The organism is Chryseobacterium sp. BGA-UO-ETr-SB22 (assembly GCF_059567885.1).
This window is the reverse complement of the sequence record NZ_JCAQOV010000005.1, coordinates 2,687,365-2,713,110: the sequence shown is the minus strand read 5'-3', so window position 1 is coordinate 2,713,110 and position 25,746 is coordinate 2,687,365. Positions and strand designations below refer to the sequence as shown.

Annotated in this window: 27 protein-coding genes and 1 riboswitch; of the genes, 14 read left to right on the top strand and 13 right to left on the bottom strand. The window is 36.1% G+C overall.

Annotated elements, in window-relative coordinates:
* Positions 1–2 precede the first annotated feature (2 nt).
* The 6 genes from AC57AW_RS19630 to AC57AW_RS19605 all read right to left on the bottom strand — a co-directional run bounded on the left by AC57AW_RS19630 (position 3) and on the right by AC57AW_RS19605 (position 5,420).
* Positions 3–233, bottom strand: a complete 231-nt coding sequence (locus AC57AW_RS19630; protein WP_496353236.1) for a hypothetical protein — start codon at positions 231–233, stop codon at positions 3–5.
* Between the two features lie 65 nt (positions 234–298).
* Positions 299–1,348 (bottom strand): DUF6263 family protein, encoded by a 1,050-nt coding sequence (locus tag AC57AW_RS19625; protein ID WP_496353235.1) that lies wholly within the window; start codon positions 1,346–1,348, stop codon positions 299–301.
* Positions 1,349–1,361: 13 nt separating this feature from the next.
* Positions 1,362–2,483, bottom strand: coding sequence for a serine hydrolase domain-containing protein (locus tag AC57AW_RS19620; protein WP_496353234.1), 1,122 nt, complete (start codon positions 2,481–2,483; stop codon positions 1,362–1,364).
* A gap of 3 nt (positions 2,484–2,486) precedes the next feature.
* Positions 2,487–3,236 (bottom strand): 23S rRNA (guanosine(2251)-2'-O)-methyltransferase RlmB, encoded by a 750-nt coding sequence (rlmB, locus tag AC57AW_RS19615; protein ID WP_496353233.1) that lies wholly within the window; start codon positions 3,234–3,236, stop codon positions 2,487–2,489.
* A 114-nt stretch (positions 3,237–3,350) separates the two neighbouring features.
* Positions 3,351–3,824: a DinB family protein gene (locus AC57AW_RS19610; protein WP_047434092.1), complete on the bottom strand. Its 474-nt coding sequence runs from the start codon at positions 3,822–3,824 to the stop codon at positions 3,351–3,353.
* Positions 3,825–4,085: 261 nt separating this feature from the next.
* Complete coding sequence (locus AC57AW_RS19605) at positions 4,086–5,420, bottom strand: peptide-N-glycosidase F-related protein (RefSeq protein ID WP_496353231.1); 1,335 nt, start codon at positions 5,418–5,420, stop codon at positions 4,086–4,088.
* Positions 5,421–5,655: 235 nt separating this feature from the next.
* On the opposite strand from AC57AW_RS19605, the gene AC57AW_RS19600 reads away from it, so the two are divergent.
* From AC57AW_RS19600 to AC57AW_RS19550, 11 genes are all read left to right on the top strand, one after another.
* Positions 5,656–6,963 (top strand): hypothetical protein, encoded by a 1,308-nt coding sequence (locus AC57AW_RS19600; RefSeq protein WP_496353230.1) that lies wholly within the window; start codon positions 5,656–5,658, stop codon positions 6,961–6,963.
* 287 nt (positions 6,964–7,250) lie between these two features.
* On the top strand, positions 7,251–8,255 hold the full coding sequence (locus tag AC57AW_RS19595) for an AAA family ATPase (protein WP_496353229.1): 1,005 nt from the start codon (positions 7,251–7,253) through the stop codon (positions 8,253–8,255).
* A complete protein-coding gene (locus AC57AW_RS19590; protein ID WP_496353228.1) occupies positions 8,255–8,713 on the top strand; it encodes a GNAT family N-acetyltransferase in 459 nt (152 codons plus the stop codon). The genes AC57AW_RS19595 and AC57AW_RS19590 overlap by 1 nt, the downstream gene beginning before the upstream one ends.
* A 53-nt stretch (positions 8,714–8,766) precedes the next feature.
* Positions 8,767–9,630 carry a DUF58 domain-containing protein gene (locus tag AC57AW_RS19585; RefSeq protein ID WP_318847003.1) on the top strand — a complete coding sequence of 288 codons (864 nt, stop codon included), beginning with the start codon at positions 8,767–8,769 and terminating at the stop codon, positions 9,628–9,630.
* Between the two features lie 55 nt (positions 9,631–9,685).
* On the top strand, positions 9,686–10,582 hold the full coding sequence (locus tag AC57AW_RS19580; protein ID WP_496353227.1) for a BatD family protein: 897 nt from the start codon (positions 9,686–9,688) through the stop codon (positions 10,580–10,582).
* Complete coding sequence (locus AC57AW_RS19575) at positions 10,575–11,567, top strand: VWA domain-containing protein (protein WP_496353226.1); 993 nt, start codon at positions 10,575–10,577, stop codon at positions 11,565–11,567. The genes AC57AW_RS19580 and AC57AW_RS19575 overlap by 8 nt, the downstream gene beginning before the upstream one ends.
* A complete protein-coding gene (locus tag AC57AW_RS19570; RefSeq protein WP_496353225.1) occupies positions 11,567–12,574 on the top strand; it encodes a vWA domain-containing protein in 1,008 nt (335 codons plus the stop codon). Before AC57AW_RS19575 ends, AC57AW_RS19570 begins: the two co-directional genes overlap by 1 nt.
* A gap of 99 nt (positions 12,575–12,673) precedes the next feature.
* On the top strand, positions 12,674–13,411 hold the full coding sequence (locus AC57AW_RS19565) for a tetratricopeptide repeat protein (RefSeq protein WP_496353224.1): 738 nt from the start codon (positions 12,674–12,676) through the stop codon (positions 13,409–13,411).
* On the top strand, positions 13,411–15,150 hold the full coding sequence (locus AC57AW_RS19560; protein ID WP_496353223.1) for a BatD family protein: 1,740 nt from the start codon (positions 13,411–13,413) through the stop codon (positions 15,148–15,150). Before AC57AW_RS19565 ends, AC57AW_RS19560 begins: the two co-directional genes overlap by 1 nt.
* Before the next feature lie 44 nt (positions 15,151–15,194).
* Positions 15,195–15,797, top strand: coding sequence for a MarC family protein (locus AC57AW_RS19555; RefSeq protein WP_496353222.1), 603 nt, complete (start codon positions 15,195–15,197; stop codon positions 15,795–15,797).
* Positions 15,798–15,802: 5 nt separating this feature from the next.
* Positions 15,803–16,003 carry a hypothetical protein gene (locus AC57AW_RS19550; protein ID WP_318847010.1) on the top strand — a complete coding sequence of 67 codons (201 nt, stop codon included), beginning with the start codon at positions 15,803–15,805 and terminating at the stop codon, positions 16,001–16,003.
* Positions 16,004–16,382: 379 nt separating this feature from the next.
* Here AC57AW_RS19550 and AC57AW_RS19545 read toward each other — a convergent pair whose 3' ends face one another.
* The 5 genes from AC57AW_RS19545 to AC57AW_RS19525 form a co-directional block, all read right to left on the bottom strand.
* Positions 16,383–17,351 (bottom strand): chorismate-binding protein, encoded by a 969-nt coding sequence (locus AC57AW_RS19545; protein WP_496353221.1) that lies wholly within the window; start codon positions 17,349–17,351, stop codon positions 16,383–16,385.
* Between the two features lie 157 nt (positions 17,352–17,508).
* Positions 17,509–17,937 (bottom strand): PaaI family thioesterase, encoded by a 429-nt coding sequence (locus tag AC57AW_RS19540; RefSeq protein ID WP_318847012.1) that lies wholly within the window; start codon positions 17,935–17,937, stop codon positions 17,509–17,511.
* 40 nt (positions 17,938–17,977) lie between these two features.
* Positions 17,978–18,556 (bottom strand): 1-acyl-sn-glycerol-3-phosphate acyltransferase, encoded by a 579-nt coding sequence (locus tag AC57AW_RS19535; protein WP_318847013.1) that lies wholly within the window; start codon positions 18,554–18,556, stop codon positions 17,978–17,980.
* A gap of 315 nt (positions 18,557–18,871) precedes the next feature.
* Complete coding sequence (locus AC57AW_RS19530; protein WP_318847014.1) at positions 18,872–20,593, bottom strand: PspC domain-containing protein; 1,722 nt, start codon at positions 20,591–20,593, stop codon at positions 18,872–18,874.
* 11 nt (positions 20,594–20,604) lie between these two features.
* Positions 20,605–20,934: a PadR family transcriptional regulator gene (locus tag AC57AW_RS19525; RefSeq protein WP_047378510.1), complete on the bottom strand. Its 330-nt coding sequence runs from the start codon at positions 20,932–20,934 to the stop codon at positions 20,605–20,607.
* 557 nt (positions 20,935–21,491) lie between these two features.
* On the opposite strand from AC57AW_RS19525, the gene AC57AW_RS19520 reads away from it, so the two are divergent.
* Positions 21,492–22,187 carry an XAC2610-related protein gene (locus AC57AW_RS19520; protein ID WP_496353220.1) on the top strand — a complete coding sequence of 232 codons (696 nt, stop codon included), beginning with the start codon at positions 21,492–21,494 and terminating at the stop codon, positions 22,185–22,187.
* Positions 22,188–22,195: 8 nt separating this feature from the next.
* Entirely contained in the window at positions 22,196–22,786 is a 591-nt protein-coding gene (locus tag AC57AW_RS19515) for an HD domain-containing protein (protein WP_496353219.1), read from the top strand.
* 56 nt (positions 22,787–22,842) lie between these two features.
* On the opposite strand, the gene AC57AW_RS19510 is transcribed toward AC57AW_RS19515, so the two are convergent.
* Positions 22,843–23,226, bottom strand: coding sequence for an acyl-CoA thioesterase (locus tag AC57AW_RS19510; RefSeq protein WP_002977578.1), 384 nt, complete (start codon positions 23,224–23,226; stop codon positions 22,843–22,845).
* Between the two features lie 117 nt (positions 23,227–23,343).
* Positions 23,344–23,523, bottom strand: a riboswitch (cobalamin riboswitch).
* A 34-nt stretch (positions 23,524–23,557) separates the two neighbouring features.
* A complete protein-coding gene (locus AC57AW_RS19505) occupies positions 23,558–24,358 on the bottom strand; it encodes a hypothetical protein (protein ID WP_496353218.1) in 801 nt (266 codons plus the stop codon).
* A 258-nt stretch (positions 24,359–24,616) separates the two neighbouring features.
* On the opposite strand from AC57AW_RS19505, the gene AC57AW_RS19500 reads away from it, so the two are divergent.
* The gene (locus tag AC57AW_RS19500; RefSeq protein ID WP_496353217.1) at positions 24,617–25,720 is read left to right on the top strand and encodes a T9SS type A sorting domain-containing protein; all 1,104 of its coding nucleotides are present in this window, start codon (positions 24,617–24,619) and stop codon (positions 25,718–25,720) included.
* Positions 25,721–25,746 lie beyond the last annotated feature (26 nt).

Sequence of the window (25,746 nt, the reverse complement as noted above, 5' to 3'; positions counted from 1 at the left end):
GTTTACCTTTTGTCCTTACTCTCTTTCACCTCTTCAAAGTCTACAGTTTCTGCATCCCAGGTAAGGTTTTGTTTATTATCCTTATGCGAGTTGTGTAGATCCTGCTGTCCGTTGTTTTGATTATTGTTATTAAAACGGTAACTATAGAATGTCTTAAAGAAAATCCTTTTCAGAATATTCCAGACAAAGAAAATAATGATAGCAGTAAGTACTAACTCAAGAATGTACTTCATAATGTTAAAATTTAAAGTTCAGGGTTTACTCTTTAAAGGATAAACCCTAAATGCGTTTAATTCAGTTATTTAGCAGATGGGTTTACCATTACCGAAGAATTGGAAACGCTTTTCATAGACTGAGATTGTTTTCCATCAGAAATGCTTTCTATCTGTGTCGTTTTTACGTTGATATTCTGGTTGGTAATCCATCCTGTGCTTTCGTCAAACTTAATGGTTCCGTTCTGAACCAGTTCACTGCTCAGGCTGTGTGTAATAGGCCCTTGAGCTTTCTTTTCTGTCTTCTTAGGAATACCTCCGGTAACTGCAATTTCTGCTGCCCCGTTTCCTAAGCTTTTCAATACATAATTGGAGGTTACTTTTACAGCTCCGCTTGCATCCGCATTTTCAGAAGTAGACCATTTTTCACCAATTTTTACTCCTTTTTTAGGAATAATCATCAGGTTTTTATGGAATTGGTCTTTTAATACCTTTTCATTGAATGATTCTTTAAGACTTGCTACAACGCTCGCTTTTTGATTGGCATCTTTAATAAGAGTACCTACTGCATTGGAAACTTTTGTATAAACAGCATCAAATCCTGTAATAGAGATTACATTACCTTTAGTATCCATTTTCATGGCAAGTTTGTTCCCGGTAAGTGCTTTGTTTACATTCCAGATCATTTTAAGATCATCTTCTTTAGGAAGAGCAAGTTTGGTATCTACCACTACTGTTTTTCCCTGTGCAGACTGAGAATTTCTTTTCGCTACAAGATTAAGGGTCATTTCATATACATTCCCTTTAATATCATTAACAACAAAGTTCATTTCATCTGTAGATTCGCTGGTTGCAGTGATGGATTTTCCCTGAGGATCCGTCATTGTTTTTACATCTCTCTGATAAGTGGTAAGAGGATAAGTTTTTCCTTTTTCAAGCTTAAAAGTCTGTGTAATAACTCCTGCAGAATCTTTGATAGCCGGGTTTTCTACAACTTTTGCTACAGAATCGGCAGGAACTTCTACAGTTACTGTTTTTCCGGTTTTAGGATCTACTTTCGTTATTTTTGCTGTTTCTTTTTTACAAGATACAAGAGCTATTGATGATATAAGCGCAAGCGCTGCAATGTTCTTCATTTGATTTTTAACTTTATTTTTTACTACTATTTCTTATTATATTGTCTGCAATATCATACAGTTTTCCCTGAGATTCTGCATCGGACTCGTTGGATAGTATAACTATGCCCATATTTTTTGACGGATAGACCTGAAGTACACTTGAAAAACCAAATGTACCCCCTGTATGAAAAACCATTTGAGTTCCGTCTTCGTTGGTATGCAATCTCCAATACAGCCCGATTGCATCTCCTTCATTTTTTACAAGAGGAGTATGGGATCTTTTTACATAGGTATTATTTTCATCCAAATGGTACTGTATGTATTTCACCAGATCTCCTGTTGTGGAAAGAATCCCACCTGCAGGAGCCATAATTGTTGTAAAGTTTCTGGGCATTACCCTTCCTTTTTCATTATAACAAGTCAATAGCTGTGCAGAATTCGTACCAATAATGGTATGGCTCATTTTCAGAGGCTTTGTGATATACTCTGAAAGTAAGTCACCATAGCTTTTATGATACACTTTTTCCAGGATATCTCCTGCAATCTGTGTTCCTACATTGGAATATTTATATTCTGTTCCCGGTACAAAATCTACTTTAGCCTGGTGAAGATCCTCATAAAACTTCTTTTTTGAGTAGTTTTTATAAAAATCAGCTAATGCCAGTGCAACAGAGTCCATCGGTTTTTTGAATGTTTCAGATTGATCCGGTAAAAACTGAGGCAATCCTGATGAATGATTGGTAAGATTACCGATCGTTATCGGATGCTTTTCAAATTCAAGGTTAGGATAATTTCCGTCTATATAGTTTCGGATATCATCATCCATTTTAATTTTACCATCCGCTAAGGCATGAGCCAGAAGTGTTCCGGTAAATGTCTTACTGATAGATGCAATCTCGTAAACACTTTTGGAAGTTGGAAGTTCTGATTTTCCAATTTCCGTTGTTCCATAATTGTAAAAATAACTTTTACCATCTTTAAAGACACCTATTGAAAGTCCTACACGTGCAGGGTTCTGCATATAAGTGAGGGCTTCCTTTTGAACCATTTTATCAAGTTCAGTTGTAAGATGATTATCTGTTGCTGTATTTTTTGTCTGTGCCTTCAGAGCAAATGGTACAAAAAATAATGGTAAAAGTGATTTTATATTCATGGTTTAAGGATTGGGTATTACGGTCATTTTCTGTCTTACCGCTTCATACAAAATCGCTCCACATGCTACAGAAACATTCAGAGATTGAGTTTTTCCTTCAATAGGAAGTTTTATTTTTTCGTCAGCATGATGCAAAACTTCTTTAGAAATTCCGGTTTCTTCATTCCCCATAACAATAGCACATGGTTCTGTGAAGCTTACATCATAAATTAATTTCTGAGCTTTTTCACTGGCAGCATATACAGAAATTCCACTTTGCTGAAGGAAATCCACAACATGAGCCAGATTGTTTTCTTTACATATTTTAATATTGTAAATAGCACCTGCAGAGGTTTTTATAGCATCAGAATTAATAGGCGATGCACCCTTTTCAGGAATGATAATGGCATCAACCCCTACACATTCTGCTGTTCTGCAGATCGCTCCAAAGTTTCTTACATCAGTAAGTCTGTCCAGAATCAAAAGAAAAGGAGTTTTTCCCTGTTCGAATAATTGAGGAACAATATCCTCCATTTTATGAAACGGTACATCCGAAATAAAAGCAACCACACCCTGGTGGTTTTTTCTTGTAAAACGGTTCAGTTTTTCAACCGGAACATAATTGGGACGGATTTTATTTTTCGCTAAAATTGCTTTTAGTTCAGCATAAATAGGACCCTGAAGTGCATTCTGCACAAAGACCTTGTCAATCGTTTTTCCCGCTTCAATTGCTTCAATCACGGGACGCAGCCCGAAAATAAAATCGTCTTTCATTGAAAATTTATTATATAGTTATAGAGTGAATTGTCAATCGTGAATTTTACGTTGTAAGTCAATTTTTATGTGTACATATTCACATTTGACCATTGACTTGCGCAGCAAGATTCACTATCTCCCTTTCTCTCCTAAAATTGCTCTTTTCTGCGCCATCACATATCCATAGTGAAGGCTTTCATGCATATTGTTGAAGATAATGGCATCCTGAATGCTTTTCAGATCCATCCCGAAACTTGTTGTGTAAGGAGTGTAGTCTGAGAAGAAATCACTGTCATAATCCTTCATTAAAATCTTCGAAGTTTCCGTGAGTAAAAATTCTAAATCTTCTACTTCCGACTTCTGAACATTTAAATTTGGTAAAGTTCCTTTTTTGTAAGTTTCAATCCAATATTTGTCAATACGGAAAGGATTTCCGCTTAGGTAATAATGCAAAAGCTGCTGTGTAGCAACAGTATGGGCAATATTCCAGTATATATTATTGTTGAAACCATCCGGAATCAAAATCAGATCTTCATGAGATGTGTTCTGAAGGATGTCTAAAAGGTTCTTTCTTACCTGTCTGTGCGCTTGAAAATGATAATTCATTTTGCAAAATTTTTAATCACCAAAAATAGTTTAATAAACTGGAAATGACAATTTTTTTAGGTAAAGGATTGAAGTTAAAATTTTTTAACTATTCAGAAAAAGGATAGATTAAGGTTGTTTTCCAACAGATTTTATTGTTATTATGATGTTTTTACGTTTAATTTTATAAAACGTATAAGGGTATATTTATACAAAGCCTTCCTGTGAAAAGATTCAGGAAGGCTTTATTGTTCTGTTTGCTATATGGTTTTACAGTCAGTTTTATTTTTTGATGATTTTATGTTTAAATGTGGTTCCATCTTTTAGAACGATATTTAAAAAATAAATTCCTGTGCTGTATGATGAAAGATCTATCCTGTTTTCTTTATAAGTTTCTGTAAGTTTCCTTCCTTCTGCGTTGAAGACACTTATTGAGGTTACGTCTGTTTTTGATTTTATGTGCACAAAGTCAGAAGTAGGATTAGGGTATATGTTTACGTCTACTGTTTTGATATCTTTTACATTTAAAACCGTATTGCTTTTACCCTGCATATAAACTGATAACATAACATCTCCCTGCTGCTGGTTGAAAACAGCTGTCGGTACCGTATGTTTCAAAGTATGATTGCCTGCAGTTAAGTTTGGGAGTGTAAATTCTCTGATAGGAACAGAATTTCCGGGACACCAGTTATTCCATGAGGTCCAGTCTGCGAAAGTTTTAGGAGTGGCTCCATAGATTCCATTTCCCTGAGTGTTGTATATTCGGTAAGGTTCACATGAAGTTCCTCCCGGAGTGTAAGTGAGTACCTGTACGTCGTCTATATAGGTATAGTTTTGTCTTCTGATATATTCTTCACCACCACTGTTGGCACCATGAGGGGTAGATATTACAAAAAAACGGGCGTTAGTCACAGGGTTTGGGAGATTAAAAGTAACAATTCTCACGGTTTCTCCTGTAACATCTGTGCTGTTGTAATTATTGAGCTTATTATAGCTTAGTATCGGTATAAGGTTGTTAGAATCTCCGGGAGTTGCTCCGGTATCTGTTGAGAAAAAAGTAAGGGTTCCTGAAAAAACATCAATTCTGCCTGAGCAGCCGGAAACCTGAGTTTGAGCCGCATAAGGAACACCAAAAACATCAAGTTCCATATAAAGATCGTAGTTACCACGTAATGCTGTATCATGAAAAACACTGTATAGATTACTGATATCATAAGTGTAAGGAACTTCTGACGGAGTTTTGTTTTTATTCATGAAGGGAGTAATATACCTTCCTATTTCAATTCTTTTGACGTTCGGATCATCAATTGTATAAGTAGATTGGTTTTTAGGAACCATCGCCAGAAAGACTTCTCCGAGGCGGTCATAATTATCACACAATGCTGCTATTGTTACCCGCATAGCGATCTTGGCTTTAAAAGAGTCTAGTTCGGCATCAGTAAGCTTTCTCGTATATCTTGCATTGTTTAGTCTTGTCAAGCCGTTAGGAACTGGGTTGGATACCGTAGCGGCATAACCGTCATAATAGATGGCATCTGAAATTACATTGGTCATCGTAGTTTGTGATAAAACGAGATTTGCTATAAAAATACTTAAAAAAGATAGCCTTTTATACATAGATTGATGTTTGGTGTAAATATATTAATTAAGTATCAAAATTACTTTTATTTTCTTTTATTTTTATTATTCGTGCTTTTTTATTGGTAAATGCTTATTTTTTTAATTTTAAAACCTAATTTTATTTAATTAATTTCATTATGTTCAATCATATAATGAAAAATATTTTTTTATTGTTGTGTTCAAGGTATTTATTGTTAAATTAGCAAGGTATTTCGGATTAATATTATTAATAATGAAAAGAATTTTACTTTTAATTTTGTTTTTTGTAGTAACAGGAGTGAACGCTCAGATCAATATCAATATTGGAGCTGCGAATGTGGGCACAGCACCTGTAAGTAGTTTTTTCTCTTACTCCTATGTGCAGCAGATCTATCCTAAACAGGAAATAAATGCTAATGCGGCAGGCAATATTACAGGCCTTACATTTTATCTGGAACCTTCGTCAACCATTGCAGAATCCTCAAACTGGACTGTTTACCTTGGTCATACCTCAAAAACAGCATTTTCTTCCGGTACAGACTGGATTCCTGCAGCACAGCTGACACAGGTGTTTACAGGAACTGTAACCAAGAATAATAATAAAGTTCAGGTTGTTTTTACAACTCCTTTTGCTTATAATAATGTTGATAATCTGATTGTTGCTGCAAAAGAAAATTCTCCGAATATTGACATTAATAATTTTGATGAAGCCTTTCATGTCTATCCTCATATTCCCAACTCGACCCTTTATTATAAAGGAGATCGTAATGTGGTAGATATTTCTACTCCGCCAGGTGGGATAAGAACGGATTATAAATCAGCAGTTACAATCTCAGGACTTACATCCAGTGCGGGCCCAGCCTGTCCTTTCATTATGTATCCTGCCAATAATACCCAAAATGTTTCCTTGTCTCCTAGTATTACCTGGTTTCCTGTTTCCGGAGCAGATTCTTATAAGGTTTCAATAGGGACAAGTCCGGGAAGTGCTAATATTGTTAATCAGCAGGTAGTATCTGGAACAGCCTTTTCACCTTCGACTGCTCTTGCTACAGGAACAACTTATTATTTGAAGATAACGGCTGTTTCTGCTAATGTTGAATCCTCAGGATGTTCAGAATTTATGTTTAAAACAGTTCCTGCGATACCTGCTAATGATGCATGTTCGGGAGCTTTCCTTGCCTCTGTGTTTCCTTACAGCTATACCCAGGATGATGCTGTGTCTACTACTAATAATTCAGGAAATATAAGTGTCTGCACCAGTAACGGAGATACGGGAATGAATGATGGAACTTGGTTCAAACTGGCTGGAGATGGAAGTCAATATACTGTTAAAGTGACAATGCCTTCGGGAAGTAGTTTTGACCCTCAAATAGGCATATATAGTGGAAGTTGCAGTAACCTGTCATGTACAGATACAGTAGATAACGGTGGAGGCGGTGCCGCAGAGACCCTTACAATTACGACTGTATCAGGGAATGATTATTTCATCAATGTAGGAGCTTATGATGATACAACAGATGCGCCTGAGAATACATTTACAATTACAGTAACCAAGCTTTAAAGTATTCGGAAATTAGATTTTGATCAAAAATTAAAATGATAAATGAAAAGTGTTGTGAAAGTAATTTTGCGACACTTTTTATATGAATAATGATTAAAGCAGGTGGATAAATCGATTGGAATAACCCGGATATATGGATTTATTTATAGGCAGGAAATTCAGGATTATAGCTTTAAATATCACGTTAATGCCGGAATTTTTAACAAACTTTAACTCAAAAATGGCATTTATTGTGTTGATTAATGCAAGTATTTATCAGAAATTTACCACTTATTTTAAATCAAGCTATGTCAGAGATATATCAAGCTGAAGATATCCGCCAATTGACGGAAAAAGTAAAAGAAAAAAACTACTTATTTTCTCTTCTGAGACAGGAAATCAACAAAGTTATTATTGGGCAGGATTACATGGTAGACCGTCTTTTGGTAGGGCTTTTGGGGAATGGTCACGTTCTTTTGGAAGGGGTGCCTGGATTGGCCAAAACCCTTGCTATAAAAACGTTGGCAGATGCTGTTCATGGTGAGTTTTCAAGAATTCAGTTTACGCCGGATTTGCTTCCTGCAGATGTAGTGGGAACGATGATTTACAATATCAAAGACAATGATTTTTCTATAAAAAAAGGACCTGTATTCGCGAATTTTGTATTGGCGGATGAGATCAACCGTGCGCCGGCAAAAGTACAGTCGGCTCTTTTGGAGGTAATGCAGGAAAAACAGGTGACAATTGGCGATGAAACCATGAAGCTTCCGAAGCCGTTCCTGGTATTGGCAACCCAAAACCCAATTGATCAGGAAGGTACTTATTTGCTGCCTGAAGCACAGAGTGACCGTTTTATGCTGAAATGTACCATAGATTATCCTTCTTTCGAAGATGAAAGACAGGTGATGAGAATGGTCTCAACTTCACATCAACCGACTGTGAAACCTGTAATTTCCCTTCAGGATATTGTAGATGCAAAAGAATTGATCAACCAGATTTATCTGGATGAGAAAATTGAAAAATATATTCTGGATATGGTGTTCGCTACACGTTATCCGGAAAATTATGGTCTTTCTGAACTTAAAAATTATATCAGCTTTGGAGCCTCTCCAAGGGCATCCATTAACCTTGCTATTGCTTCAAGAGCATATGCATTCTTAAAAGGAAGAGCATTCGTTATTCCTGAAGATGTAAAAGCATTGGCAAAAGATGTATTGAGACACAGAATAGGCTTGACTTTCGAGGCTGAAGCAGAGGAAGTTTCATCAGAAGAAATCGTTAATAGGATTTTAGCAAAAATCCAGGCACCATAATGAGCAATGTAATAATCAGAAAAGCAGTTCTGGAGGACTGTGCTTCCATGCTGGATTTAATCAAAGAACTGGCGGAATACGAAAAAGCACTGCATGAAGTAACCGTGACACTGGATGAATTTATTCAGGATGGTTTTGGAACATCTCCGGTCTGGGGAGCTTTTGTAGCAGAATTTGAAGGTGAAATCGTTGGGATATCGCTATATTATGACAGATATTCAACATGGAAAGGAAGAAGATTGTATCTTGAAGATCTTGTTGTGACAGAAAGATTGAGAGGAAAGCAGATCGGAAAACTGTTATTTGATGCAACATTGGAATATGGCAAATCAAACAACTATAGTGGAATGGTGTTCCAGGTATTGAACTGGAATGAGCCTGCTATCAATTTTTATAAAAAATACAGTCCGAAGTTTGATAATGAATGGTTGAATGTTTCTATTGAGCTAAAAGATTAGCCCGAAACCCGAATCATACAACTTACATTAAACATTAAATTTTAAACTTGTCAATGCAGATAAAAGATATTGTAAAAAAAGTAAAGCAGATTGAAATCCGTACCAGAAAAAAGACGGAGGCTGCTTTGATGGGGCAATATCACAGCGCTTTTAAAGGACAGGGAATGACTTTTTCTGAAGTTCGTCCTTACCAGTTTGGAGATGAGATCAGAAGAATCGACTGGAATAAAACCGCAAGGTTCCGTGAGCCATTCGTAAAAGTAATGGAAGAAGAAAGAGAATTGACGATGATGATTCTTGTTGATATTTCCGCTTCTATGGATTATGGTACGAAAGTCCAGCTGAAAAGAGAATATGTAGCAGAAATAGCAGCAAGCTTAGGATTTTCAGCAGCCGGAAACAACGATAAAGTAGGATTGATTCTGTTTGCTGATAAAGTATACAAAGTAATTCCTCCCCAAAAAGGAAGAAAACATATTCTTTCCATTATCAGCAATATTCTGACCGCAGATTATGTTCCGGCAGAATCTAAAATAGATAAAGCAATGGAATATATGATGGGGATTTTCAAAAGGAAATCGCTGGTTTTTCTGTTTTCAGACTTTGAAGATGACTATGATTCCAAAATGCTGAGAGTGGCTTCAAAGAAACATCAGCTGTTGGGAATGAGGATTTTTGATGAAAAAGATAACGAAATTCCTGACGTAGGATATGCCCGTTTGTATGATGTAGAGACAGGAAAGGAGATCTGGGCCAATACTTCCAGTGCAAGATGGCGGTATACCTTTGCAGAAGCTCAGAAACAAAAACTGAGAACTCTGGAAGAAGATTTTGCCAATAGTTCGGCAAGTTTTATGAACATCAATACCGGTTCAGATTATTCAAAATTATTGTATAATTATTTTCAGAAAAAATAACACAGGGCTCGGCCCGTAATAAAAACATCAGGCACTTGCCTTTATTATTTTAACATTGAGAAAAATACTTTTAATATTATCTTTTCTGATCTGTGCGAATGCTTTTTCACAGATATTATCCTCTAACGTAGAAAAGAAAACCCTTGCGCTTGGAGAAACCAATCATATTACCATAAAGATTGATAACCTTAATGAGCAGCAGGTAACTTCCGCGCCGAAAAATGAACTGCTCCCTTTTCATTTTGAAGAAACCAAAGACAGTATCGGACAGACTGCCAATTCCTATGAAAGGAAGATCGAGTTTGCTGTTTTTGATGAAGGGAAATTCACGATTCCGGAACTGGAATTCAAAGTAGGTGACAAAGTACTTAAGACCATTCCTTATGAAATAGATGTCATTAATACTGCTCAAAAAGCAGATCAGATCAATGATATCATGAATAATAAGCAGGTGAAGCTTGAAGCCAAAGATTATTGGGAACTGTATAAGTTTTATGTTCTGGCAGCGCTTGCGGGTATTGCTTTGATCATTGCAATTATTATGATTGTAAAATGGGGCAGGAAATCCAAAAGCTCTCCGGTAGTAGCTACCAATCAGACTTTGAAAGAACTTGATTCCCTTAAAAAGAAAAAATATATTGAAGGAGGAAACTTCCGTTCGTTCTATGTTGAACTGATCGATATTTCCAGAACGTTCATTACGAAACAATATCACCTTCCTGCAGATGTTCTTCTTACAGATGACCTTATTGATGTCATGAAAAAGAACAATACAATTTCGCAGGACAATGAAAAAATAATAGAAGATGTATTCCTGAGAGGAGACCTGGTGAAATTTGCCAAAACATTTCCAGATCAAAATACAATGGAGACCGATTTTACCAATATCAGAGACTTTGTGAAAAGATCATCCAAAGATTTAGAATTCGAAAACTTAAGGAAGGATGTTTAATTTTGAGTTTTACAGCCCGTGGTTCTTATTGCTTTTTCTTCTGTTTATCCCACTTTTAATTAAAGATGCCAGAAGACGGAAAAGAAAAGGTATAAAAGTCCCTACCATAAAAAATATGGCCCACAGTGATGGGATCCAGGGTGTCCTTTTTTTACTGAAAATTTCAAAGTATATCATTCTTTCTGCTTTGATCATCGCCATGGCCAGACCGAGAACGTTTACGATTTCTCAGGACAGGGATGATACAAAAGGAGTAGATATTATGCTGTCAATTGACGTTTCTTTAAGTATGCTCGCGAAAGATCTGAATCCCGACAGAATTACAGCGTTGAAAGATATTGCTGTGAAATTTGTTCAGAAACGTCCGAATGACAGGGTAGGAGTAGTAGCATATGCTGCGGATGCCTTTACCAGAGTACCGGTTACTTCAGATCATCAGGTGGTTGTGGATGAAATTAAAAACCTGACTTCTGCAGGTCTTGAACCGGGTACGGCTATCGGAGAAGGGCTTTCCGTTGCAGTGAATCATTTGGTTAAAAGCAAAGCAAAAAGTAAAGTGGTCATCCTGATGACGGATGGGGTAAGCAATATTCAGAATGCTATTCCTCCACAGGTTGCTGCTGAACTGGCAAAAAATAATAATATAAAGGTATATGCAATCGGAATCGGGACCAATGGGTATGCGCTGATGCCGACATCACAGGATATCTTTGGAGATCTTATCTTTACAGAAACCGAGGTGACCATTGATGAAAGTACTTTGAAAGAAATTGCTCAGACTACAGGAGGGAAATACTTCAGAGCAACCTCAAACAGTAGTCTTGAAGAAGTGTATGATGAGATCAACCAATTGGAAAAATCTGATGTGAAAGTTTCTAAACTGTACAATTATGAAGAATATTTCAAAATATTCCTTTGGATTGCTTTAGGAATGCTGGTGTTTGATGCGCTGTTGAGGTGGGTGTTTTATAAAATTTTAAGCTGATGAGTTGGTCTTTAGGAAATTATTGGTATTTATTTTTACTGTTGCTTCTGCCGCTGTTAGCTATCTTTTTGATCCGTTTTTTAAAATGGAGAAACAAAAAAAGAAAAATTTTTGCAGTCAGTCAGTTTCACGATAGTTTATTTGAAAAAAGCTCAGGATTTACAAAGTTTTTTCCTGCGTTATATTTATTGGGAACATTATTTCTGATATTTTCTATCATTGACCTTTTGAATGGTTCAGAAGAGGTGAAAAGTACTCAGAAACTGAACAATGTGATCTTTATGCTGGATGTATCCAATTCTATGAATGCTGAGGATATAGACCCAAGCCGTCTTACAGAAGCTAAAAATCTGATGACAGCTACCATGAAGAAAATGAATAATGACAAGATAGGTATTGTCATCTTCGCCGGGCATGCAATGTCTATTATGCCTCTGACAACCGATTATAATTCTGCAGAGACTTATATCAGCGGGATTGAAACCAATTCTATGCAGATTCAGGGGACGGACTTTCTGAAAGGAATGCAGGCTGCTGTTGATAAATTTAAAAATGTAAGCAAAGGATCCAGAAAAGTGATCCTGCTGAGTGATGGTGAAGATAACGAAGGAAATGATAATGCAGCGATAAGACTGGCTAATAAAGAAGGAATAAGCATTACTTCTGTAGGAATTGGTACAGATGAAGGAGCTCCGGTTCCGGAATATGTATTTGGACAGCTGATGGGGTACAAAACAGATGTGAACGGAGGAACGGTTATTTCAAAAAGACAGACTGAAGCCTTAAAAAAAATGGCAGAATCTACAGATGGAGCTTATATTGACGGAAATAATATCAATGAAGCCCCAGACAGAATTGTTGATGCAGTCAATAAAAAGTCGGCAGGTGCTGAAACTATGGTGAAATCACAGAATGCCAACCATTATTATCAATATTTCCTTGGAGTATCTATTCTGTTTTTCTTTTTAATTTATATTTTTAATCCTAAAAAGGACTTTAATGTGTAAATTTCCTCATTATATAGAAGAAATTCTACAAGTACTTTAACCGAATTTTAACAAATAAAACTCTGTTTCTTAACATATAAAGGAATAATTTTGCAAGTGATGAATACTAAAATCATATTTTTATCGTTTATTGTTGCTATCTCGTTCTCAGGCTTATTGTTTGGGCAGGAAAACTACAGAAATTTAGTTCACGAAGGCAACCAGAGATTTGACGGTAAAGATTATGACGGAGCCTCCTCAAAATATATGGAAGCTATAAAATCTAATGATAAGGATTTTACAGCGCATTATAATATGGGGAATGCATTATATAAAAGTAAAAAATACGAAGAGGCAAAGGCAGAGTTTGAAAAAGCAGAAAAACTTTCACAAACACTTCCTGATAAGACTGCCGCTCTTCATAATTTAGGGAATGCTTATATGCAGATGAATCAGCCGGAAAAAGCTGCTGATTTTTATAAGAAAGCTTTGAAGCAGGATCCCTACAGTGAGGTAACCAGAAAAAATTATGAGATTGCCAAACTGAAAGAGAAAGAAAAAGAACAGCAAAAGAACCAGGAGAATAACTCAGGAAAAGGCGGCGGCGGAAATGATCAGAATAAAGATGATGATCAGAAAGGTGACAAAAAACAGGATCAAGGGAATGGCCCGCAAAACGAAGGCAAAAGCGATCAGGGTGATAATTCTAAGCAGAATCAGAATAACGAAGGCAGAATGCCTAAGAATCTTGAAAATGCGATCTTAGATAAAATAAACGAAAAAGAAAAAGAAACCGCCAGAAGAATTTTAAACAAAAATTCTTATTCGATGCCTGAAAGCAACGAGAAAGATTGGTGATGCAGCACAAATTGATTTACATATTGCTTACCCTTGCATCCGTAATTACTTACGGACAGGTAAATCTTACTCTGGATGCTGATAAATCCGAGTATGCAGGGAAAGATATTGTAAACCTTACCATTGTTCTTGAACTTAACGGAACTGACCTTGTACAGCAGACAGGTTTCCAGCTTCCGGATCTTTCAAAATTTAATATTATAGGAAGTGGATCTGTTACCAATACGGTGATTGATCCGGCTACCAATACTTTAATTACTCAAAAAGTATCCAGAATTGCCCTTGAGCCTAAGAAAAAAGGAAAAATAAAAATCGGTTCAGTTCTGGTTACAGTCAACAATAAAATCTACAAAACAGAACCTTTCGATGTCAATATCCGTGATATTGTTGATAGAAGAGCTTTAGCTGCCAATACATCCAATGATGTCTATCTGAATATGGAAATTGATGACCGGGAAGTATATCAGGATCAACCTACCATTGCTGTTCTTAGAGTATATTCAAGAAATATGGATAACCTGAGAAAGGTGAAAAATATCCATCTTCCACAGCAGGATAATATCAATGTACATCCTATCAATTTTGATAAATCTGAGATAGATCCGTCCGGATATGGAAATATGCCTTCACAGGTGCTGGCCATGTTTATGGTATTTCCTAATGAAGCCGGATATGTGGAGGTTCCTGGGGTATCAGCTTCTGTAAGTACCTATTCTAATAAAGCCAAAATTGTTTCCAATAAAGTAAAAATTAATGTAAGAAAACTTCCGGAAGGAGCGCCTGAGTGTTTTAAAAATGCAGTTGGAAACTTTAATGTCAACGTATATAGTGCTTCCAAAGAAAAGCCGGAAGCCAAAAAACCATTGAATGTTGTAGTGAAGGTTTCAGGAGAAGGAAACTTGCCGGATATGGAGCTTCCTAAAATTGCAGCATCTCCGGATTATGAAGTTTTTCCTCCGAAAATAACCTCTAAAGTTTCTCCTGGAACTACAGGAATGAAAGGAGAGATTCTGGCTAATTATGTCATTATTCCAAAAAAATCCGGTGCAATTTCTATTAAAACTGAACAGTTTGCTTTCTTTGATCCTGAAAACAAAGAATATGTAGATCTTGGGCAAAAAACACTGGATCTAAATGCTTTTTCTCATGATCAGATCTTAGAAGCCCGCTCTACAGTGGAGAAGGTAAATGAGTATACCAATAACCTTTTGGAAACAGTAAATACTCCGGTTTTAAAAACCACTTCGTTTAAAGTAAAAGAAAAAAGTAAGTTCCACTGGAATATCCTTTTAACGAATATTGCCATTCTGATCAGCTTATTTGTTGCGTATCTGTTATTTAAAAATTGGCAAAAAAAACGTACATTAGTTAGGGAAACTGTACCATCAAAACCTTTAGGTTCAGTGGCTGAAACAGAAAAAGAGATCAGAGAATTGCTGAAAACAGATATCAATGATTATTTCGGATATCTGGAAAATCTTAAAGATAATGGTGAGTATGAAAAGTTCTTTACGACCCTGGAGGAATTGGATCAGGAAGTAAGAAGCCAGTATTTCCAAGGCTCTGCAGCGGAGTTTAAGACTTTCCTTGAAAAACATAAAGGATCTTCAGTTGCAGAAGAGTACAGTAAATTGCAGCAGAGAGTTCAGATGGAGAAGTATAATCCTGTGAAATCTGCTGATGCGCTTGAAGAACTTTTGAAAACAATTGTTAATTTATATTCGCAAATTAGCAAATAATCAGTTTATTTTCATATTTTTGCGAAATTTTTAATTACAAAGAGATGGAAATTTTTGAGGCTTTCTCTATTAAAGAGGTCGTTACCAGCTTTATGGTTCTTTTTGCCGTGATCGATATTATCGGCTCAGTTCCTATTATAGTAAGTCTTCAGCAGAAGTTTGGACAGATTGAAGCCGGAAAGGCGGCAATCACTGCTGGTGCTATTATGATTGTTTTCCTTTTCGTAGGAAATAAAATCCTTAAGCTTATTGGAGTGGATGTAAATTCATTTGCTATTGCCGGAGCTTTTGTGATTTTTGTCATAGCCCTGGAAATGATTCTAGGAATTGAAATTAATAAAACAACCGAAGCAAAGGCCGCATCTATTGTACCCATCGCATTTCCGCTGGTTGCAGGAGCCGGAACTTTAACAACAGCACTGTCTCTTAGAGCTGAATTTCATGATATTAATATTATCTTCGGAATTATTCTTAATACAATTTTCGTATATTTGGTGCTGAAATCAGCGAAATGGTTGGAACGAAAAATTGGGGATGCTACTTTGATGATCCTTCAGAAAGTTTTCGGAATTATCCTTTTGGCTATTTCAATTAAATTATTCACCGCAAATTTTGCCCAGTTGGTGCAGAATTATATTAATTTTTAAGAGTCATGAAGAAGTTTTATAAAGTATTTTTAGTACTGTTTATTGTATTCATCGCGATCAATCTTTATGCTATCAACTGGCAGATAACAGATATCTTAGGAGATGAAGATAACATTAGGTTTGTATTTTCAGCATCAGCTGCTGCTATAGGCCTTATCCTGCTTTTTGTAATGGATACCTGGAGCAGAATCGGTGTAAAGAAATAAATTGAATATTTCATTATAGATATAAAGCCTCTTTCGTTGGAAGGAGGTTTTTTTTGTTTTATTAGGTAGCAGGGATTAGGTAATAGGTAATAGGTAGCGGGTAGCAGGGCTGGTTGCCATTAGATTTCAGTACTGTTTTTTTGTATCAATAGAGGCGGGCTTTAGCCCGTTTAAGTAAAGTATAAAATTCAAATTGGCTTTAGCCAAAACTTATATTAAATTAAAACGCAAGGTTCGCAAGGTTTTATAAATGGCGTTGAAATCGTTCGCAAAGGCGTTATACTCAGCGAAGAAAAATATATGTAAATACCTTTTTTTGTGAAAAGGTGTGAGATCTGTGGTTAAATACAAACTGACGGATGAGAAACTGTCCAAACTACTAAGAAATAACCAGATTTTTCAGTATCGCTTCAGACTTCAGTTCAGTTTCCGTCCATTCTTTTTCCGGATTGCTTTGAGCTGTTATTCCACCTCCTACAAAAACATGTACAGCATCTTTATAAAGCCTTGCGCAACGCAGATTCACAAAGTACAGAATACTTTCATCGGTTTCGATCTTAATATAACCGGCATAGAATTCACGTGGGAATTTCTCGTATTTACGAATGTTTTCGTTGCAAAAATCTTTAGGAATTCCACAAACAGCGGGAGTAGGGTGCAGATCCTGAATAAGCTTATCAAGATCCTCCGGTTTGATATTGGTTTTAAAATCCGTTCGTAAATGTTTTATATTTCCGGAAATATGGTCATAGGTTTCAGACTGTTGTATATGGTCAGAATAATTCTTAAGAATGTTCTGAATATAAGTAGTTACAGGTTTTTGTTCTTCAATTTCTTTTTCAGACCAGCCTTCTGAGACAGGAAGAGTACCTGCTAAAGCCATGGTTTCAAACTCATGGGTCGATTTATTGAACTTTCCCAATACTTCAGAAAAAGCACCCATCCAGGCATTCTCTCCGTCATTAAACAGATATCTGAACGCATTAGGATAAGACTGACAAAGATTTTTAAAACTTTCTTTATAATCAATGGTATTAAAGTCTGTAAAGATCTTTCTCCTGGAGTAAACCAATTTTGGCAGATGATTCTCTTCAATAACGCCGATCACTTGCTGCAAGGTATTACAGTATTCCTCTTTAGTTTCAGAGATAAGATTGGGTGTACTGTTGATCAGTTGTTCATTTGTAATGGACATTTTATTAAATTCAACAGGGTCGATTTCAAAAATATCTCCATTAAATCTGATTTGGGTAAGACCGTTGTAAGAATGAAAATGAATTGCATTTTTATTGTTTTTTTCATCTACAGACTGCAATCTATCGTCGAAAGGAAGTTTGAAATAAATCATGGGTTGTGAATACATTTTGAAAATTAACTGCCGGAAATAATAGAGAAAATTCCGAAGTTTATTTTCCTTTCTGCAAAGGTATTACTAGTCTTAAAAATGTCAAAATAAAAAGAGCTTAAATTTATTTTAAGCTCTTTATTTTTTATGTTGCGGCAAATTATCTGTGAATGATGTTATTTGTCATTGTAGTGTGGTTGATGAGAACTCCTTTTTCGTCACGGATTTCAATTTCTGAAACGTGCATGGTTTTCCCTTTTCTGATAAAGCGCGCTGTAGCAGTTACAATTCCGTCTTTTTTGCTTTTTAAGTGATTAGAATTGATATTGGTTCCCACTCCGTAATACTTTTCACCATCGATAAAGATATTAGACAGGCTTGAACCTAATGTTTCAGCTAAAACACAGCTTGCTCCTCCGTGCATGATCCCAAATGGCTGATGCGTTCTTGGAAGAACGGGCATAGTCGCGGTAAGGATTTCATTTTCGAGATCAATATCGATGAATTTTATTTCAAGAGTTTTTGCAAGAGTTACATCGCCCCAGTTATTGATGAATGCTAATATTTCTTCTTTTGTCTGACCTTTCATTTCTTATAATTGATAAATGATGATTGATTTTGTTTTCTATTTATTCCCCCATAATATTGGGATTCCAGTTGGCTGGAACCTTAGGAACAATATCATTTTTGATATAATAGTCCTGAATTTCCTGCATGATTTCTGAAAAAGGAACTGATGCTATTCTTTCGTAGGGAATGGTATAGCCCAGATAAACAACATTTCTTTTGAAATCACCAGCGGCCAGTACGATAGGTACTTTTGCTGCCAACGCCATATGATAGAAGCCTTTTCTCCATTTCGGAACCCAGCTTCTTGTTCCTTCCGGAGTAATCACAAGACTGAAATCTTCTTTAGAAAATTTGCTGGCTACAAAATTCACCAGGTCATTTTTCTGGGTTCTGTCGATCCCGATACCTCCGAGCCCTTTTACAATACTTCCGTACCAGGCTTTGGTATGAGCATCTTTAATGATGATTTTTAGAGGCTTCTCCAGAGACCAATAGGCGAAATTTCCTAAAATATATTCCATATTATGGGTGTGCGGTGCTACCACAAGGATACACCTGTTCAGGTTGTTCACATCGCCCTGTAGAACGACTTTCCAGCCTAATATTTTTAACATTGCTTTACCTATCAGCTTTTTCATAGATTTCTTGAATTAAAAACAAAAAAGTATAACCAAATTTTGGTTATACTTTACAAATATATTGAAATATTATCGCTCTTAAAACAAACCGCTAATTAAATCTACGATTTTCATTACGAATTCCATTGCAAATTGTATCATGATAAGGCTGTGTTTTTGGTTGATTGGTTATTAAATTTTAGCTCTACGAAATTAAAACTTTTTTTTTACATAAGAAACTAAATAGAGTTTTATTTTCACTTATCTGAGAGAAGAAGGGTGTGAATTTCAAACGGTTGCCATCCACCCACACCTTCTACCACTCTCTGAAGTTAATTATTTAGTTTGTATGGAAATTTCGTTTTTTCCGTCTTTGATCTTGATGTCCATATCTTTATTTGATTTTTTGATATTGGACACTGCAGAATCAATTACTTTCTTTGCCTGGTTGTTCGGAACTTTTTTACCGTTTACGATGATACTGTCCTGATCATCAGAGTTGTACTCAATACTAGAACCGTTTACTGTGATTTTGTTTTTTTCAATTCTAACACCGTTGTGATCCTCATCCCCATCCTGATCTTCATCATTGATGCCGTCTCCGTCTAAATCTCCATCTATATGGATACCTTCTTTTTTCATAGAGATAACAACTGTTTTTTGCGGAACTACAAGTTCATAATTCAGGCTATAATCTCTGAACCTGTGTTCATATGGATATTTGATATAGTTTGGAAGCAGTACTTTGTTGTTTACAACTTCTACAGGAACTGTCATCTGGATTGGGAAGTTATATCCTTTTCCTTCTTTTTTAATGATCAGATAAGGTGTTTTAATATCTGGCTTTCTTGTTACATCTACTGAGATATAATCTTCTTCGAAAACTGTTCTTTTGTCAGAATAAATATCATTATTGTAAGCTTTGAAGTTCTGAGGAATGTTGATCTGCTTTACATCTACATATACTGTATCTGAAGGAGTGTTGATAGCAACATTCTCTACATCTTCTTTACTTCCTCTGTAGATCATGTCTTTTTTAGCCATGCTTATTCCGAAGTAAGTTCCTAATCCGATCAGAAGAAGAAATAAACCTCCTACTACCCATCCGATATTTCTCAGTTTCGTTTTTGGAGAGAATATTTTAATACTTAATAAGCTGAAAAGAATTGCTGGAATTAAGCTTCCGATTACCATCATGGCTGCCAGTACTTTGTCAAGTCCCTGATCATCCATATAGAATCTGATTTCATTGGCACCAGGAAAGTCTGTATCCATTCCGAAAAGGCCGAATAATACGAATACTCCAATAATGCTTCCTACAGCCATCAATACGAAGAATCCTCCTACAATATACTTGAATATATTCCAAACTCCGCTGCTTGCGTTGTTGATGTAAGGCTTGTTTTCGTTGTAGATTTCTCCGACCCTCTGAGTAGATTCATTGGCAAATTGTACCAATTTATTAGACTCATTCTTAAGATTGTCGAAGTTCATAGGCTTTCCCTGCATTTTCAGGAAATCTGCCGCTGTTTCAGCTTTTGGAAGTACGATCCAAAGGATTACATATAAAAGACCGATCAATGAAGATGAAATAGCTGCTGTAAAAATTCCTAATACGAATATTCCCAGCCAGATTGCTCTCATGGTAGTAATGTCCATTCCTACATATTGAGCTAAACCTGCGCAAACACCTGCGATTTTTTGTTTTTCCGGATCACGGAACAGTTGTTTTTTATCGGTATAATTGTTTCCTGAATAGTTATTTCTTGTTGATGTTTTTTCAGAAAAATAAGCTTCCTCCTGTTCTTCAATTTTTTCTGGGCTTCCGATCTGCGCGATTACCTTTTCTACGTCGGTATCGTTGATTACTTCACGTTTTCCCAGAGAATCTTTGAATATCTCCACCATTCTTATTTCTATGTCATGCATTACCTCATCGGCCTCAGAAGCATCCAGTGAGCTTCTCAGTGCGTTCAGGTAATCGCTGAGCTTTATATATGCGTGTTCTTCTATTGTAAAAGAAAAACCTGCGAGTCCTATTGAGAGTGTCTTGTTCATAGCGTTGTTTTTTAATTTTGTTGGGTGATGTTGTTTACTGAGGCTGTCAGCTCATTCCATGTGTTTTGAAGTTCATCCAGGAAAAGTTTTCCTTTTTCTGTGATCTGATAATATTTTCTGGGTGGCCCTCCTGTAGATTCTTCCCATCTGTAAGAGAGAAACTCTCCGTTTTTAAGTCTTGTAAGAAGAGGGTAGAGGGTTCCTTCTACTACATCCAGTTTTCCTTTTTTCAGTTCGTCAATAAGATCAGAAACATACATTTCGCGATTATTGATGAGACTTAGAATACAGAATTCCAGAATTCCTTTTCGCATTTGCGCTTTGGTATTTTCGGTATTCATCTTTGATAAGTTTTGTTAATTAGTTATATAATTTTCGAAGTTCGGAACCTAGCTAGTTGTACCTATTTCGATTTTACATTACAAAGATATGTAAAATAAATGGTATTATGCAATACAAAGTAGTGAAATTTTTAAAACAAATAATTTAAAATACTGATAATCAATATAATAAATTGCACACTGAATTTTAAGGAAAATGAATTTGGATGGAAATAATTGTAAAATTGTTGAAATTTTTGATGTGATTGAGAAAAATAATCAGAAATAATTGAGATGGTCCATTACTATTTACTCATTATTTATTAATTATTTCGTTGCCCACTGCCATCATCTAGCCCCGATAGCAGCGGTTACCCCACAGCAGATAGGTTTCAGGTGCTGTGCGAGGAGTATGAGCGTATAGCGGGAAACAGCTTCTTATTAATGAATACTCTTTTATCTAAAGGCTGTTAAATTGTTTCAGATTTTTACATATAATAAGGCTGTAATTTTGAGATCGGTATTATGATTCGTATTTTTGTTAGGTACAAAAACACCTAAATCTATTTACTATTACCATGAATTTATTAAATACATACAAGCATTTATCGGCTTTTGTTTTACTTGGTCCTGCCTGTTTTGGACAATATCAGTTTGAGGTTAAAAATGCGTCAAAGAATTACGATGCAATCATCCAGGTAGAGAATTGCCATGATGGGCGGTGCAGCGGCAAAGGAAGTGTAGAATTGTTTGATCATAAAAACACAAAGGTGCAGACTTTTGTATCGGACGACCTGGTATTGGAAGTAGATCAGGCTGAAAAACCTAAGCAGGGAAAAATGATTCAGCTGACAAATAAGCAGAATTCTGTTATCATTAATGATTTTAATTTTGACGGAACCGAAGATGTTGCGATAAGGAACGGAAATATGGGAAACTACAGTGCCGCTTCCTATGATGTATATGTATTCAACAGTACTAGAATGGGGTTTGTAAAGAGTAAAGAACTTACGGATCTTGCTTCCAATGCCCTTGATATTTTTGATGTTGATGTGAAACGTAAACGCCTGATCTCCTATGGTAAATCCGGGTGCTGCGATATTTTCACTACTGAATACGCCGTTATTCCGAATAAAGGTCTGGATAAAGTCTTTGAAAAGGAAGAGGATATGAACACTGAAGGTCAGGTGAAAGTAATAACTAAAGAAAAGATCAATAATAAATGGATTACCAAAACAAAGGTATACCCGGCAGATCAATATAATAGAAAATAAAAAGTTAGATGAAAATTCAGAAAGAGATTGACTTTATTCTGGCAGTGGATGCCTTGAAAAATGTACAGCGAAGAAATTATAATGCTGATGATTCCCGAAGAGAGAATACCGCGGAACATTCCTGGCAGATTATCATTCTGGCACAGATCCTTTATCCGTATGCTAAAAACCGTGCAGATATTGATCTTTTAAGAGTGATAAGAATGCTTTCCATCCATGATTTGGTAGAGATAGAAGCTGGAGACACTTTTATTTTTGATGAAAAGGCAATGGTAGGTAAGTTTGACAGAGAAAAGGCATCTGCCCAAAAGATTTTCGGAATTCTTGATGAACCTTTGCGCACGGAGTTCTTTAATCTATGGCTTGAGTTCGAAGATGAGAAAACCTCTGATGCTATTTTTGCCTGCGGGATTGATAGAATTATGCCGTTTATTTTAAATTCTCATACTTCAGGAAAAAGCTGGACGGAAGCGGGAGTAACAGAAAAACAAATCCGAAATATGCTTGAAAATGCAATCAACAGAGCTTCTGATGAAATGGGTGAAGCTTTTGAACTGCTGCTGAACAGAAGTCTGGAAATGGAAAAAGTTGTGAAATAAATTAAAAAACATAGAAAAAGCTTCGGGCGGCCAAAGGCCGCCCGAAGCTTTTTTATTTATAGTATCTGGATTGGTTTCTTGAATTCGTCAATCGCTACAAACGTAAAGTCACCTACGATGGCTTTTTCTCTTTCATAAGAATACATCTGCTCGGTATAGATCTCAACATTTACTTTCATACTGGTTTTTCCTACGTAGGAAACTTTCCCAATCAGTTCCACAATAGTTCCGGCAGGAATAGGTTTTTTGAAATCGATCTTGTCACTGCTCACTGTTACCACTCTTTTTCTGGCAAATCGGGTGGCTGTAATAAAAGCTACTTCGTCCATCAGCTGCATGGCCGTACCACCAAAAAGGGTATCGTAATGATTGGTTGTGTTAGGGAAAACCGCTTTAAAGATTCTGGTTTCGGATGCTTCAATTCTTTCTTCTGTAGTCATATATCATTATTATTAAAGCGAAATGAAAATGATATTAAAATAACAGAACAATGACAGGAACTTATAGAATTCCTGAAACAATCCATCAGATCAATACAACTTCAAATCGCGAAAGTTATTTGTTTAAAGAAATAGGCAGGTCTCCTGACTTGTAACATCTTTTATCTCCTTCCCATGCCTCGCACAGTGGATCTTTGATAAAGATTTCAGTTACTTACAGTTGCGCGACAGTCCGTGATTTTCACACGGTTCCCTTTTAATCTGCAATAATGCAGAACCAATTTCTGTGATGAATAAGCGTTAAAACTTTTCGGGTGCAAAAATAATGAATTTATTCCGGATTATGGTAAATAATCTGGCTGATTACTCTTCCTTTCTTGATCGTCCACAGCGTGGTGTATCTGTTTTCTCCAGAACCGTTTATCATGTATAGGAAAATATTGTCGGTGTCTAGGGAGGTTACGCCAATGTTCTCAAAATCCATGGTAGGCTGGAACATATTTTTGATGGCTTCTCTTACAAAGACAGAACCTCTTCCGGGCTGTTGTACCCTGATCGATTTGATTTCGGTCATTCCTTCTGGAAGGTCATTTCCAATTCCCCAGGGTTTTACTTTATCGATGGTCAGAAGTTTTCCTTCTGCATCTTTTTCTTTTTTACGGTAGCCTGCATTGGATGGATAAATATCAATCACAACTTTGCTTCTTTGGGCAGTAGGGACTTTCGGATCAGAATTATCTGTGAAAATAAGTGATTTTCCGTTTTTAGATTTGGACGGTGTATAAGCCGGAAGCTGATCAATATAAGCAATACGCTCTTTATTTACCATTCCTTCTTTATCAAGCGTTTCATAGCGTACAAACGGCTTGTCGTCATCCTGTTTTTCAGGATATTTGATCCAGATCCATTCTGTTTCTCCGGGAGCAGGTTTTACATAAACAAATACATCTCCTTTACGCATACGGATTTTGTCTACAATTTTTCTGTAATTGTCTTTATGAACCCGTACATTGGCATATCCTTCTTCAGCTTTTACCACTCCGAAAGGAACTTTATTCTGCCCTTTTACAAAGGCTAAAGAAAAAATACTGAAAGCGGATAGATAGAATGCTTTGTTTATGAAAGTCATCATGAAAATTTTTTGATCCCCCAAATATATAAATTAAATGCTTTTCGGAGGGTAATTATACTCTTACAGTTCTCTTAAATCTTGTATTTGTTCAAATAATGATAAGAAAGCAGGTATTTTACCAGTAATATTCTACAGGATAGCTGTGTTTTTTACGTATATAATTTAAATCTATTGAAAAAATACAATAATATATGGACGACCTATAAAGTATATTCAATAAAATTCCTATTTTTCAAGAGAATTTAAAAACTAATAAACATGACAAAAAGACTACTTTGTGTATTCTCTTTTATTTTGGGGATTTCCAGCTTTCAGGCAGAAAACAAAATAGAAGCAGGATCGGAATCTTTATTTTACTGTGATACGAACGTTCCCACCGGCGTTCAGATGTCCACTATAACCCTTACCTCCGGAACTGTTACATGGACTGCTGATCCAGATACCCCGAATAATACCATCAGATATAGATTACCCGGAACTACTTCCTGGATGGTAGCTACTCCTACACCAGGGCAAAATTCATTTACTATTACGAATCTGCAGCCTTGTACAGTTTATGAAGTGCAGGTAGCAAAAATATGTACTACTCAGGGAATGTGGTCGAATCCAATATTTTTTGCGACGTCACTCAATTATTGCACTACTGCCTCTACAGATGCAACAATGGTGTATATTTCAAATGTAACAGTAAATTCAACGGGAATGACAGCTCCAATGGTGAGCAACTCCGGAGCTTCTAACTATATCGATTACAGAACTGATATAGACCGGAGAATTAAATTTTTAGCAGGAAGTGTTGGAAATACGCTTTCAGTAAGTAGTACATGGACAGGTACTCCAAGTCCTATCACTATAACAGCATGGATAGATATCAATGGTAATGGTATTTTTGATTCTAATGAAAGAGTACTGGTTGCGAATAATGTGTCGTCAACAGCTCCGGTTGTAACCACATTTTCTATCCCCAGTTATCCTACATTGCCTAGTGCTGTAATTAATGGTTGCGGGCTTGTAATGAGGGTAATGTGCAGACAAGAGGTGCCTACAGATGCTTGTGGTTCATTTACCTATGGAGAAGTTGAGGATTACGGGATAAACTTCCTGAACCCTTTATTGGGAGTAAACGAAGCTGTTAAATCGGCAAAACCGGAAATTTATCCTAATCCAGCATCTGATATTTTAAATATCTCCGGAATTTCAGAAGCAACAGATTATGAGATTTATAATGTATTGGGGCAAAAAGCAGGTGAAGGAAAAGTTTCTGATCATAAAGTAAACCTTAGCAATTTATCCGAAGGAATTTATTTTATTCAGCTGAAAGATAAAAATCATACAATTCGGTTAAAATTCATTAAGAAATAAAATATTGAATAAAAAAGAGAGAGTGT

Coding starts and splice junctions, on each gene's coding strand:
- AC57AW_RS19515 (WP_496353219.1), top strand. CDS start 22,196: ATGAAAATTCAGAAAGAGATTGACTTTATTCTGGCAGTGGATGCCTTG.
- AC57AW_RS19525 (WP_047378510.1), bottom strand. CDS start 20,934: ATGAATACCGAAAATACCAAAGCGCAAATGCGAAAAGGAATTCTGGAA.
- AC57AW_RS19560 (WP_496353223.1), top strand. CDS start 13,411: ATGCAGCACAAATTGATTTACATATTGCTTACCCTTGCATCCGTAATT.
- AC57AW_RS19530 (WP_318847014.1), bottom strand. CDS start 20,593: ATGAACAAGACACTCTCAATAGGACTCGCAGGTTTTTCTTTTACAATA.
- AC57AW_RS19550 (WP_318847010.1), top strand. CDS start 15,803: ATGAAGAAGTTTTATAAAGTATTTTTAGTACTGTTTATTGTATTCATC.
- AC57AW_RS19585 (WP_318847003.1), top strand. CDS start 8,767: ATGCAGATAAAAGATATTGTAAAAAAAGTAAAGCAGATTGAAATCCGT.
- AC57AW_RS19555 (WP_496353222.1), top strand. CDS start 15,195: ATGGAAATTTTTGAGGCTTTCTCTATTAAAGAGGTCGTTACCAGCTTT.
- AC57AW_RS19545 (WP_496353221.1), bottom strand. CDS start 17,351: ATGATTTATTTCAAACTTCCTTTCGACGATAGATTGCAGTCTGTAGAT.
- AC57AW_RS19590 (WP_496353228.1), top strand. CDS start 8,255: ATGAGCAATGTAATAATCAGAAAAGCAGTTCTGGAGGACTGTGCTTCC.
- AC57AW_RS19570 (WP_496353225.1), top strand. CDS start 11,567: ATGAGTTGGTCTTTAGGAAATTATTGGTATTTATTTTTACTGTTGCTT.
- AC57AW_RS19610 (WP_047434092.1), bottom strand. CDS start 3,824: ATGAATTATCATTTTCAAGCGCACAGACAGGTAAGAAAGAACCTTTTA.
- AC57AW_RS19625 (WP_496353235.1), bottom strand. CDS start 1,348: ATGAAGAACATTGCAGCGCTTGCGCTTATATCATCAATAGCTCTTGTA.
- AC57AW_RS19595 (WP_496353229.1), top strand. CDS start 7,251: ATGTCAGAGATATATCAAGCTGAAGATATCCGCCAATTGACGGAAAAA.
- AC57AW_RS19600 (WP_496353230.1), top strand. CDS start 5,656: ATGAAAAGAATTTTACTTTTAATTTTGTTTTTTGTAGTAACAGGAGTG.
- AC57AW_RS19535 (WP_318847013.1), bottom strand. CDS start 18,556: ATGAAAAAGCTGATAGGTAAAGCAATGTTAAAAATATTAGGCTGGAAA.
- AC57AW_RS19500 (WP_496353217.1), top strand. CDS start 24,617: ATGACAAAAAGACTACTTTGTGTATTCTCTTTTATTTTGGGGATTTCC.
- AC57AW_RS19520 (WP_496353220.1), top strand. CDS start 21,492: ATGAATTTATTAAATACATACAAGCATTTATCGGCTTTTGTTTTACTT.
- AC57AW_RS19630 (WP_496353236.1), bottom strand. CDS start 233: ATGAAGTACATTCTTGAGTTAGTACTTACTGCTATCATTATTTTCTTT.
- AC57AW_RS19565 (WP_496353224.1), top strand. CDS start 12,674: ATGAATACTAAAATCATATTTTTATCGTTTATTGTTGCTATCTCGTTC.
- AC57AW_RS19540 (WP_318847012.1), bottom strand. CDS start 17,937: ATGAAAGGTCAGACAAAAGAAGAAATATTAGCATTCATCAATAACTGG.
- AC57AW_RS19620 (WP_496353234.1), bottom strand. CDS start 2,483: ATGAATATAAAATCACTTTTACCATTATTTTTTGTACCATTTGCTCTG.
- rlmB (WP_496353233.1), bottom strand. CDS start 3,236: ATGAAAGACGATTTTATTTTCGGGCTGCGTCCCGTGATTGAAGCAATT.
- AC57AW_RS19575 (WP_496353226.1), top strand. CDS start 10,575: ATGTTTAATTTTGAGTTTTACAGCCCGTGGTTCTTATTGCTTTTTCTT.
- AC57AW_RS19505 (WP_496353218.1), bottom strand. CDS start 24,358: ATGATGACTTTCATAAACAAAGCATTCTATCTATCCGCTTTCAGTATT.
- AC57AW_RS19510 (WP_002977578.1), bottom strand. CDS start 23,226: ATGACTACAGAAGAAAGAATTGAAGCATCCGAAACCAGAATCTTTAAA.
- AC57AW_RS19605 (WP_496353231.1), bottom strand. CDS start 5,420: ATGTATAAAAGGCTATCTTTTTTAAGTATTTTTATAGCAAATCTCGTT.